The following is a 10,915-nucleotide window of genomic DNA, read 5'->3' on the forward strand; positions in this document are numbered from 1 at the left end:
CGCGGACGGGGGATTTTTCCCTCCCGGGCGACAAGTCTGGCCGGGGCCGCTGGAAGGCCCCTGGAGGCCCCGTCGGGGCTGAGTGTGGACCCGAGTCGCTCCAGGGGTGCGAACGGCCGCTGGAGGGCCTCCTGGGCCGCCCGGGGGTTGCCGGATGATCACGGAGCGCGAGGGTGCCCCCGTACGCTCCCGGCGCCCGGCAGCGCCGGCACCGGACAACGCGTCAGGGCCCGTATCCCTTGCGGGGTACGGGCCCTGACGTTTCTGCGAACCTGACGGGACTTGAACCCGCGACCTCCACCTTGACAGGGTGGCGAGCTAACCAACTGCTCCACAGGTCCTTGTTTCGCGGCCGGTTTCCCGGCTGCGAATGACACTGTACAGCAGGTCAGGGGGTGCGGTCGAACCCGATCACGGAGCGAGGGCGTCGACCGCCTTCACGATGCGTTTGTCCGAGATCGGGTACGCCGTCCCGAGCGCGTGGGCGAAGTAGCTGACCCGCAGTTCCTCGATCATCCAGCGGATCTCGGTGACCGCCTCCGGCACCGGACGGCCCTTCGGCAGCTGCTCCAGCAGCCACAGGTACTCGTCCCGCATCTCGTGGACCTTCTCCATGCGCGTGGTGTCGCGCTGGGCGCCCGTCGGCATCTGCTGGAGCCGCCGGTCGGCCGCCACCAGGTAGCGCATCAGGTCCGGCAGCCGGCGCAGGCCGGCCAGCGTCACGAAGCCGGCCGGCACCAGCGCCGCCAGCTGGGCCTTCACGTCGGCGACGTTCGCCATGAGGGCCAGGCTGTTGGTGGCCTTCAGGCGCCGCTCGCAGGCCTGCCAGGCCGCCAGCACCTGCTGCACCTGCGCGACCGTCCGTACGGTCGTGTCCACCAGGTCGGCCCGTACCGCGTCGTAGAGCTTCCGGAAGCCCGCCTCGTCCCAGGCCGGTCCGCCGTGGTCGGCGATCAGCTTGTCGGCCGCCGCCGTCACGCAGTCCTCGAACAGCGCCTGGATGGAGCCGTGCGGGTTCCTGGACAGGGCCAGCTTCTGCTGGTTGGTGAGCTTGTCCGAGGCGAACTTCGCCGGGTTCACCGGGATGTTGAGGAGGATCAGCTTCCGGGTGCCGAGCCACATGGCCCGCTGCTGCTCGATCTCGGTGTCGAAGAGCCGTACGGACACGCTCGTGCCGTCGTCCACCAGCGCCGGGTACGCCTTCACCGGCTGGCCCGCACGCCGGGTCTCGAAGACCTTGGTCAGGGTGCCGATCGTCCAGTCCGTCAGCCCCGTGCGCTCCAGCGACTCCCCGCCCGCGCGTTCGGCGGTGGCGGCCGCGGCCTTGGAGAGGGCCTGGCGGGCCTTGGGCTTCAGGCGCAGCCGCAGGGCCTCCAGGTCCTTGTCCTCGGCGAGGTTCTTGCGGCGCTCGTCGACGATCCGGAAGGTGATCTTCAGGTGGTCCGGGATCCGGCTCAGGTCGAAGTCCTCGGCCGAGACCGGGACGCCGACCATCCGGTGCAGCTCGCGCGCCAGCGTCACCGGCAGCGGCTCCTGCAGGGGTACGGCCGTGTCGAGGAAGCGCGTCGCGAAGTTCGGCGCCGGTACGTAGTGCCGGCGGATCGGCTTCGGCAGCGAGCGGATCAGCTCCGTGACGACCTCCTCGCGCAGGCCCGGGATCTGCCAGTCGAAGCCCTCGTCGGTGACCTGGTTCAGCACCTGGAGCGGGATGTGGACGGTCACGCCGTCCGCGTCCGCGCCCGGCTCGAACTGGTAGGTCACCCGGAACTTCAGCTGCCCCTGCCGCCAGGTGTCCGGGTAGTCGGCCTTGGTGACGCCGGCCGCCTTCTCCGTCAGCAGCATCTCGCGCTCGAAGTCGAGGAGTTCGGGCTCCTCGCGCTTCTTGTGCTTCCACCAGGAGTCGAAGTGCGCCCCCGAGACCACGTGCTCCGGGATCTTCTGGTCGTAGAAGTCGAAGAGGGTCTCGTCGTCCACCACGATGTCGCGGCGCCGCGCGCGGTTCTCCAGCTCCTCGACCTCGGTCAGGAGCTTGCGGTTGTCCGCGTAGAACTTGTGGTGGGTCCGCCAGTCGCCCTCGACCAGCGCGTTGCGGATGAACAGCTCGCGGGAGACCTCGGCATCGATCCGCCCGTAGTTGATCTTCCGCTGGGCGACGATCGGCACGCCGTACAGCGTCACCTTCTCGTACGCCATCACCGCCGCCTGGTCCTTCTCCCAGTGCGGCTCGCTGTACGTGCGCTTGATCAGGTGCTGCGCGAGCGGCTCCACCCACTCCGGCTCCACCTTGGCGTTCACCCGGGCCCACAGCCGCGAGGTCTCCACCAGCTCCGCCGACATCAGGAACTTCGGCTGCTTCTTGAAGAGCGAGGAGCCCGGGAAGATCGCGAACTTGGCCGAGCGCGCGCCCAGGTACTCGTTCTTGTCGGTGTCCTTCAGACCGATGTGCGACAGCAGGCCGGCCAGCAGCGAGATGTGGATGTTCGTCTCGGCCCCGTCGGCCTCGTTGACGTGGATCCCCATCGTCTTCGCGACCGTACGCAGCTGCGAGTAGATGTCCTGCCACTCCCGGATCCGCAGGAAGTTCAGGTACTCCTGCTTGCACATCCGGCGGAACGAGGACGAGCCGCGCTCCTTCTGCTGCTCGCGCACGTAGCGCCACATGTTCAGGTACGAGAGGAAGTCGCTGGTCTCGTCCTTGAAGCGGGCGTGGTTCTGGTCCGCCTGCGTCTGCTTGTCCGAGGGCCGCTCGCGCGGGTCCTGGATGGACAGGGCCGCCGCGATCACCATCACCTCGCGGACGCAGTTGTTCTTGTCCGCCTCCACCACCATGCGGGCCAGCCGCGGGTCCACCGGCAGCTGGGACAGCTGGCGGCCCATCGGCGTGAGCCGCTGCCCCTTCCTGCCCTCTTGGGCGGACTTCTCCGCCTGCTCCAGCGCGCCCAGCTCCTGGAGCAGCTGCACGCCGTCCCGGATGTTGCGGTGGTCCGGCGGGTCGATGAAGGGGAACTTCTCGATCTCGCCCAGGCCCGCCGCGGTCATCTGGAGGATGACGGAGGCCAGGTTCGTCCGCAGGATCTCCGCGTCCGTGAACTCCGGCCGGGAGAGGAAGTCGTCCTCCGAGTACAGCCGGATGCAGATGCCGTCGCTGGTACGGCCGCAGCGGCCCTTGCGCTGGTTGGCGCTGGCCTGCGAGATCCGCTCGATCGGCAGCCGCTGCACCTTCGTGCGGTGGCTGTAGCGCGAGATGCGGGCGGTGCCCGGATCGATCACGTACTTGATGCCGGGGACGGTCAGCGAGGTCTCCGCGACGTTCGTCGCCAGGACGATCCGGCGGCCCGTGTGCTGCTGGAAGACCCGGTGCTGCTCGGCGTGCGAGAGGCGGGCGTAGAGCGGGAGGACCTCCGTCAGGCGGAGCCTGCGCTTCTCCAGCGCGTCCGCCGTGTCCCGGATCTCCCGCTCACCGGAGAGGAAGACCAGGATGTCGCCCGGCCCCTCGGCCTGGAGCTCGTCCACGGCTTCGCAGATCGCGGTGATCTGGTCCCGGTCGGCGTCCTCGGAGTCTTCCTCCAGGAGCGGCCGGTAGCGGACCTCCACCGGATACGTCCGCCCGCTGACCTCGACGATCGGGGCCTCGCCGAAGTGCCGGGAGAACCGCTCCGGGTCGATGGTCGCCGAGGTGATGACGACCTTCAGGTCGGGACGCTTCGGCAGCAGCGTGGCCAGGTAGCCGAGCAGGAAGTCGATGTTCAGCGACCGCTCGTGGGCCTCGTCGATGATGATCGTGTCGTAGGCGCGCAGCTCGCGGTCCGTCTGGATCTCCGCGAGCAGGATGCCGTCCGTCATCAGCTTCACGAAGGTCGCGTCCTGGTCCACCTGGTCGGTGAACCGGACCTTCCAGCCGACGGTCTGCCCGATCTCGGACTTCAGCTCCTCCGCGATGCGCTCCGCGACCGTGCGGGCCGCGATCCGGCGGGGCTGGGTGTGCCCGATCATGCCCCGGACGCCGCGCCCCAGCTCCATGCAGATCTTGGGGATCTGCGTGGTCTTGCCGGAGCCGGTCTCGCCCGCGACGATCACGACCTGGTGGTCGCGTATCGCCTCGGCGATCTCGTCCTTCTTCTGGCTGACGGGCAGGTTCTCGGGATACGTGACCTCCGGCTTGCGCGAGGCACGGCCGGCGAGCCGCTCGGCGGCCTTCTCGGCCTCCGCGGCGATCTCGTCGAGCACGGCCTGCTTGGCCTCGGGCTTGCGGATGCGGCGGGCGCCTTCGAGGCGGCGGCCGAGGCGGTGCGCGTCACGGAGGGAGATCTCACCGAGAAGCGTCTGCAGGGCGGCGAAGGAAGTAGACATACCTGGTCGAGGATCTCACCTGGGCGCGGCGGGTGGCGAACGCATTTGTGCCCCTCCCCGTACCATTTCGGGACGAGTCCCCCCGTTCGCGCAAGTGAGAGGCTGCCCACCTTGTCCCGCCGTCGCTCCGTGTGGTGCCTCCTGGCCGCCGTACTCGCGATGCTGCTGGGCACGGCGGCGGCCGTCCCCGCGGCGGCTGCCCCGGCGCCCGCCGCGCACTCCACGGCCGCCGCCGCGCGGTCCGCGCCCGCCCCGGCCGTGGCGGGCCTCCAGGAGCGGGGCCCCTCCTGCGCCCCCGGCGCCCCGGACCACGGCGGAGTCCCCGCCCTGCCGGTACGGGCCGGGGCCGAGCACGCGCAGCTCCCGCCGGGCGGGGCCGTGCCCGGGGCGGCGCGCCCGTACTGCGCGGCGGCCGTACGGGTCCACGTACGCGGGCCGGACCGGCCGGCGCCCGGGCCGGTGGAGCTTTCGGTGCTGAGGGTTTAAGGGGAGCGGCTGCGCCGGTCCCCTCCCCTCTCCGCACCACCTGGAGCACCCGTATGTCCTCTTCACCCCGCAAGCCGTCCCCCCGCAAGCGCTCCCGCACGCCCCTGCTGGTCTCCGCCGGAGTCGCCGTCGTCGCGATCACCCTCGGCCTCGTCTCCTGGCAGGCCACCGGAACCGGGAAGAAGTCCCACGAGACGGCCTCCGCCGCCGGCTCCGCGCCCCGCACCGACGACCCCGCCGCCGAACTCAAGGCCCTGGCCCGCCGCGAAGCCGGGGACAAGCTCGCCCTGGGCCGCCCCGACGCGCCCGTCGTCCTCATCGAGTACTCCGACTTCAAGTGCGGGTACTGCGGCAAGTTCGCCCGCGACACCGAGCCGGCCCTGGTGAAGAAGTACGTCGAGGACGGCACCCTGCGCATCGAGTGGCGCAACTTCCCGATCTTCGGCGCCGACTCCGAGGCCGCCGCCAAGGCCGCCTGGGCCGCCGGACAGCAGGACCGCTTCGCCGCCTTCCACGAGGCCGCGTACGCCGCCGGAGCCAAGGAGAAGGGCTTCGGCGAGGAGCGGCTGACCGAGCTGGCCCGCGAGGCCGCCGTCCCGGACCTGGAGCGCTTCCAGCGCGACCTCGCCTCCCCGCAGGCCGCCGAGGCACTGCGCAGGGACCAGGAGGAGGGCTACCGCATCGGCGTCAGCTCCACCCCCTCCTTCCTCGTCGGCGGACAGCCCCTGGCCGGCGCCCAGCCGGTGGCCGCCTTCGAGACCGCCATCGCCCGCGCCAAGGCGGCGGCCCGGCCGTGACCGACATCGGATACCTGGCCGCCCTGCTGGGCGGCCTCCTCGCCCTGCTCAGCCCGTGCAGCGCCCTGCTGCTGCCCGCCTTCTTCGCGTACTCGATCGACTCCCCCACCCGGCTCCTCGCACGCACCGGGATCTTCTACGCGGGCCTCGCGAGCACCCTCGTACCGCTGGGCGCGGCCGGCTCGTACGCGGGCCGGTTCTTCCACGGCAACCGCGAGGGGCTGGTGCTCTTCGGCGGCTGGCTGATCATCGCGCTCGGCCTCGCCCAGATCCTCGGCCTCGGCTTCGCGCCGAAGCGGATCACCGAGCTCTCCGGGCGGATCCGCCCCACCACCGCCCTGTCGGTGTACGCCCTCGGCGCGGTCTACGGGCTGGCCGGATTCTGCGCCGGCCCGATCCTGGGCAGCGTCCTGACGGTGGCGGCGGTCAGCGGCAGCCCGGTCTACGGGGGCCTGCTGCTGGCGGTGTACGCGCTCGGCATGGCCGTGCCGCTGTTCCTGCTGGCCCTGCTCTGGGAGCGGTTCGACCTCGGCCGCCGGCGCTGGCTGCGCGGGCGCCCCCTGCGGCTGGGCCGGTTCGAGCCGCACTCGACCTCGCTGCTGTCCGGGCTGTTCTTCATCACCCTCGGCACGCTGTTCCTGGCCTTCGACGGGGCGAGCGCCCTGCCCGGGCTGCTCGACGTCGACGACTCGTACGCGGTCGAGGAGCGGGTGCGCTCGCTGGCCGACGCGGTGCCGGACTGGGCGCTGCTGGGCCTGGTCGGCGCGGGCGCGGCGGCCTTCGGGCTGGTGCGCTGGCGGCGGGGTGAGCGCGAGGGGTGACACGCAGAAGGCCCCGTCCGGGGGACGGGGCCTTCTTTTTGTGGCTGGGGCCGGGGTCGAACCGGCGACCTATCGCTTTTCAGGCGATCGCTCGTACCAACTGAGCTACCCAGCCACGAGACCGTTTCCAGCCTCAGCGAACCTGACGGGACTTGAACCCGCGACCTCCACCTTGACAGGGTGGCGAGCTAACCAACTGCTCCACAGGTCCTTGCATTGTGCGAGAACAAGTCTCGCACATGGTGTTGCGTACCCCCAACGGGATTCGAACCCGTGCTACCGCCTTGAAAGGGCGGCGTCCTGGGCCACTAGACGATGAGGGCTAAAGGCCCGCCGAATCACTTTCCAGCGCGTCGGGGACGTGAGAAGCATATGGGATCCGGGGAGCTATCGCCAAAACCGTTTCCCCCGGAGCGACAATGGCCGGGTGCTGGAGATGACGCGCGAGGAGTTCGAGGAGCTCGTCGCAGAGGCCCTGGACCGCATCCCGCCGGAGCTGACGCGGCTGATGGACAACGTGGCGGTGTTCGTCGAGGACGAGCCGCCGGCCGACGATCCCGAGCTGCTCGGGCTCTACGAGGGGACCCCGCTGACGGAGCGCGGCGAGTGGTACGCCGGGGTGCTCCCCGACCGCATCACCATCTACCGGAACCCCACGTTGCGGATGTGTGAGGACCGGGAGAGCGTGGTCGCCGAGACGGAGGTGACGGTGGTGCACGAGATCGCCCATCACTTCGGGATCGACGACGAACGGCTGCACGCGCTGGGCTACGGGTGACCCGGCCGGTCCCGGGGGACGAGGCGATCGACCCCGATGTCGACCTCCACGTACCCGCCCAGCGGGCGGAGCCGCAGGGCCGGGTGCTCGCGGCGGTGGCGGCGGGCGGGGCCCTGGGCGCCTCGGCGCGCTACGGGGCCGGCCTGCTGTGGCCGGCCGGGCCCGGGGCCTTTCCATGGGCCACCTTCTGGGTCAACGTCTCGGGCTGCGCGCTGATCGGCGTACTGATGGTGCTGATCAGCGAGGGCGGGCGGAGCGCTCCCCATCCACTGGTGCGGCCCTTCTTGGGGGTCGGGGTGCTCGGCGGGTTCACCACCTTCTCGACGTACGCCGTGGACTTCTCGCGCCTGCTGGACGAGGGGGAGGCGGGGGTCGCGCTGGCGTACGCCGTGCTCACGGTGGCGGCCGCGCTGGGGGCCGTCTGGGCGGCGGCTTCGGCGACCCGGCTGGCGGTACGGCCCGGTCGTCGGGGGCGCGGGTGAACTGGCTGCTGGTGGTGGCGGGCGCGGTCGTCGGGGCGCCGCTGCGGTACCTGGCCGACCGGGCGGTGCAGACCCGCCACGATTCGGTCTTCCCCTGGGGGACGTTCGTGGTCAACGCCGCCGCCTGTCTGCTGCTGGGGGTGGTGACGGGGGCGGTGCTGGCCGGGGCGGGCTCCTCGCGGGCGGTCCTGCTGCTCGGGACGGGCCTGTGCGGGGCGCTGAGCACGTACTCGACCTTCTCGTACGAGACGCTGCGGCTGGCGGAGCGCGGCTGGCGGTTCCTGGCCGCCCTGAACGTGCTGGCGTCGGTACTGGTCGGGCTGGGTGCCGTGCACCTCGGGTCGCAGGTGGCCCGGCAGCTGTTCGCGTAAGGGGCGTGTCTCTTACGGGGTAAAGGGAGTTGGGCTCATTGACCCGACCGACGCGGACCCCGCCGCAGTGTTCCGGAGGTGCCCCTGTGCGCCCTTTGTCCGCTTCCCTCAGACTGGCCGTCTCCGCGCTCGCCGTCGCGGCGACGGCGGGCTGCATGAGCGTCGGCGAGGACGCAGCGAAGCCGGGGCCCGGTGCTTCGGTGGGCGGCAAGGACACCGCCGGGGTCGAGGGCTCCACCGCCGGCCACGGCTCCGGGGTCCACGGCAACGGGCACGGCGTGAAGGACGGTACGGGGAACCAGGGGGGCAAGTCCGGGGAGCCCGGGAAGGCCTCCGGCGCGACCGGGGCCTCCCCCAGCCCGGGCGCTCCCGCGGGGAAGCCGGGACTGCCCTCGCCGTCGGCCGGCCCGGGCGGCGGGGCCGGCGGGCAGGGCGGGCAGGTGCCCTCCGGGGGCGGTTCGGGCGGCTCGGGCTCCGGATCCGGGGGCTCTGGTTCCGGCTCGGGGTCGGGTTCCGGTTCCGGCGGCTCCGGTTCCGGCTCGGGTTCGGGGTCGGGCGGATCCGGTGGGTCGGCCACCACCCCGCCGGTGGTGGAGCCGACTCCGCCTGTGACGCAACCCACTCCGCCGGATCCCACTCCGCCGAGCCCGCCGACTCCTGAACCGACCGCCGCGACGGCGTAGAACACGGGGGATCCGCCCGGTCCGTCCGGGTCGCACGCAGCACACGCCCGGGGCGTCGTCGCAGGTCAGAGGGGTTTCTGCGGGAACGACTTGCCAGACCCCCAGGAGGGTGCGTATGGTTATAGATCGTTTGATCCCATTGCCCGGCGCCGAATCCGAAGAGCGCCGTGTGGCGCGTACTCTCCCTAGCCGTGGCTGACCGCATTGAGGCGGTCGATTTGCGATTCACGGAGTTTGGGCGCGTGCCGAGACTCCGGAAGGTTTCGCATTTCGCATGTCCATTTCCAGTTCTGACCGTTCCGTCATGCCCGAGAACATCTCCACCGAGATCGTCGACGCCGAGACCCTCGCGGTCACCGAGGCCATGGAGGCCATCGAGGCGGAGGAGATCATCGAGGCCCTTGAGGCCGATGTGACCTCCGACGCTTCTGACTCCATCGACGACGCCCCCGCCGCCTTCGACGCCTCCGACGACGAGGCCGACGACGACGCCGAGCCCACGATCACCTTCGGCGACCTCGGTCTGCCGGACGGCATCGTCCGCAAGCTCGCGCAGAACGGCGTCACCGCCCCCTTCCCGATCCAGGCCGCGACCATCCCGGACGCCCTGGCCGGCAAGGACATCCTCGGCCGCGGCCGCACCGGCTCCGGCAAGACCCTCTCCTTCGGTCTCCCGACCCTGGCCTCCCTGGCCGGCGGGCACACCGAGAAGAAGAAGCCCCGCGCGATCATCCTCACGCCGACCCGTGAGCTCGCGATGCAGGTCGCGGACGCCCTCCAGCCCTACGGCGACGTCCTCGGCCTGAAGATGAAGGTCGTCTGCGGCGGTACCTCCATGAGCAACCAGATCTACGCCCTGGAGCGCGGTGTCGACGTCCTCGTCGCCACCCCGGGCCGCCTGCGCGACATCATCAACCGCGGCGCCTGCTCCCTGGAGAACGTCAAGATCGCCGTCCTCGACGAGGCCGACCAGATGGCCGACCTGGGCTTCCTGCCCGAGGTCACCGAGCTGCTCGACCAGATCCCCGGCGGCGGCCAGCGCATGCTCTTCTCCGCCACCATGGAGAACGAGATCGGCACCCTGGTCAAGCGCTACCTGACGAACCCCGTCACGCACGAGGTCGACAGCGCCCAGGGCAACGTCACGACCATGACGCACCACGTCCTCGTCGTGAAGCCGAAGGACAAGGCGCCGGTCACGGCCGCCATCGCCGCCCGCAAGGGCCGCACCATCATCTTCGTCCGCACCCAGCTGGGCGCCGACCGCATCGCCGAGCAGCTCATCGAGGCCGGCGTGAAGGCCGACGCGCTGCACGGCGGCATGACGCAGGGTGCCCGCACCCGCGTCCTCGCGGACTTCAAGGACGGCTACGTCAACGCCCTCGTCGCCACCGACGTCGCCGCCCGCGGCATCCACGTCGACGGCATCGACCTGGTCCTGAACGTGGACCCGGCCGGCGACCACAAGGACTACCTGCACCGCTCGGGCCGTACCGCCCGTGCCGGCAAGTCGGGCGTCGTGGTCTCCCTGGCCCTGCCGCACCAGCGCCGCCAGATCTTCCGCCTGATGGAGGACGCGGGCGTCGACGCCTCGCGCCACATCGTCCAGGGCGTCGGCGCCTTCGACCCCGAGGTCGCCGAGATCACCGGTGCGCGTTCGCTCACCCAGGTCCAGGCCGACTCCGCGAACAACGCGGCCAAGCAGGCCGAGCGTGAGGTCGCCGACCTCACCAAGCAGCTGGAGCGCCTGTCGCGCCGTGCCATCGAGCTGCGCGAGGAGGCCGACCGCCTCGTCGCCCGCTCCGCCCGTGAGCGCGGCGAGGACCCGGAGGCCGCTGTCGCCGAGGTGGCCGAGGCCGCCGAGGCCGAGGTCGCGGCTGCCGCTGCCGCCGCTGCCGCCGAACTGGCCGCGCAGGAGCGCCGCGAGGAGCAGCGCGCCCAGCGCGACGACCGCGGCAACTTCGAGCGTCGCGACAACCGCGGCGGCGACCGTGGTGGCGACCGCGGTGACCGCGGTGGCGACCGTGGCGGCTTCCGCCGCGACGACCGCGGCGACCGCGGTGGCCGTCCGTCCGGTGGTTTCAACCGCGATGACCGTGGTGGCGACCGTGGTGGCTTCCGCCGCGACGACCGTCCGTCGGGTGGTT

8 protein-coding genes and 4 tRNA genes are annotated in these 10,915 nt (G+C 71.4%); 7 read left to right on the top strand and 5 right to left on the bottom strand.

What is annotated here, in order from left to right:
- Positions 1-267: 267 nt before the first annotated feature.
- Positions 268-341, bottom strand: a tRNA-Asp gene (locus ACFV0Q_RS13255).
- A 70-nt stretch (positions 342-411) separates the two neighbouring features.
- Positions 412-4,350: an ATP-dependent RNA helicase HrpA gene (gene hrpA, locus ACFV0Q_RS13260; RefSeq protein ID WP_385004592.1), complete on the bottom strand. Its 3,939-nt coding sequence runs from the start codon at positions 4,348-4,350 to the stop codon at positions 412-414.
- Between the two features lie 111 nt (positions 4,351-4,461).
- Between hrpA and ACFV0Q_RS13265 the strand changes: the two genes are divergently transcribed.
- The 3 genes from ACFV0Q_RS13265 to ACFV0Q_RS13275 are packed head-to-tail and all read left to right on the top strand — an operon-like array spanning position 4,462 to position 6,454.
- On the top strand, positions 4,462-4,836 hold the full coding sequence (locus ACFV0Q_RS13265; RefSeq protein ID WP_385004594.1) for a hypothetical protein: 375 nt from the start codon (positions 4,462-4,464) through the stop codon (positions 4,834-4,836).
- Positions 4,837-4,889: 53 nt separating this feature from the next.
- A complete protein-coding gene (locus ACFV0Q_RS13270; RefSeq protein ID WP_385004596.1) occupies positions 4,890-5,633 on the top strand; it encodes a DsbA family protein in 744 nt (247 codons plus the stop codon).
- Entirely contained in the window at positions 5,630-6,454 is an 825-nt protein-coding gene (locus ACFV0Q_RS13275) for a cytochrome c biogenesis CcdA family protein (protein ID WP_385004598.1), read from the top strand. The genes ACFV0Q_RS13270 and ACFV0Q_RS13275 overlap by 4 nt, the downstream gene beginning before the upstream one ends.
- 41 nt (positions 6,455-6,495) lie before the next feature.
- Here the strand turns inward: ACFV0Q_RS13275 and ACFV0Q_RS13280 are convergent.
- From ACFV0Q_RS13280 to ACFV0Q_RS13290, 3 genes are all read right to left on the bottom strand, one after another.
- Positions 6,496-6,569 (bottom strand) — tRNA-Phe (locus ACFV0Q_RS13280).
- A gap of 22 nt (positions 6,570-6,591) precedes the next feature.
- Positions 6,592-6,665, bottom strand: a tRNA-Asp gene (locus ACFV0Q_RS13285).
- Between the two features lie 39 nt (positions 6,666-6,704).
- A tRNA-Glu gene (locus ACFV0Q_RS13290) sits at positions 6,705-6,777 on the bottom strand.
- Between the two features lie 104 nt (positions 6,778-6,881).
- On the opposite strand from ACFV0Q_RS13290, the gene ACFV0Q_RS13295 reads away from it, so the two are divergent.
- From ACFV0Q_RS13295 to ACFV0Q_RS13310, 4 genes are all read left to right on the top strand, one after another.
- Positions 6,882-7,232, top strand: coding sequence for a metallopeptidase family protein (locus ACFV0Q_RS13295; protein ID WP_030225620.1), 351 nt, complete (start codon positions 6,882-6,884; stop codon positions 7,230-7,232).
- Complete coding sequence (locus tag ACFV0Q_RS13300; protein WP_385004600.1) at positions 7,229-7,714, top strand: CrcB family protein; 486 nt, start codon at positions 7,229-7,231, stop codon at positions 7,712-7,714. The genes ACFV0Q_RS13295 and ACFV0Q_RS13300 overlap by 4 nt, the downstream gene beginning before the upstream one ends.
- Complete coding sequence (locus tag ACFV0Q_RS13305) at positions 7,711-8,085, top strand: fluoride efflux transporter FluC (RefSeq protein ID WP_385004602.1); 375 nt, start codon at positions 7,711-7,713, stop codon at positions 8,083-8,085. The genes ACFV0Q_RS13300 and ACFV0Q_RS13305 overlap by 4 nt, the downstream gene beginning before the upstream one ends.
- Positions 8,086-9,072: 987 nt before the next feature.
- The coding region (locus ACFV0Q_RS13310; protein ID WP_385004604.1) for a DEAD/DEAH box helicase at positions 9,073-10,915 on the top strand (1,843 nt) is incomplete at its 3' end.

The organism is Streptomyces sp. NPDC059564 (assembly GCF_042735575.1).
GTDB lineage: Bacteria > Actinomycetota > Actinomycetes > Streptomycetales > Streptomycetaceae > Streptomyces.

Coding starts and splice junctions, on each gene's coding strand:
- hrpA (WP_385004592.1), bottom strand. CDS start 4,350: ATGTCTACTTCCTTCGCCGCCCTGCAGACGCTTCTCGGTGAGATCTCC.
- ACFV0Q_RS13270 (WP_385004596.1), top strand. CDS start 4,890: ATGTCCTCTTCACCCCGCAAGCCGTCCCCCCGCAAGCGCTCCCGCACG.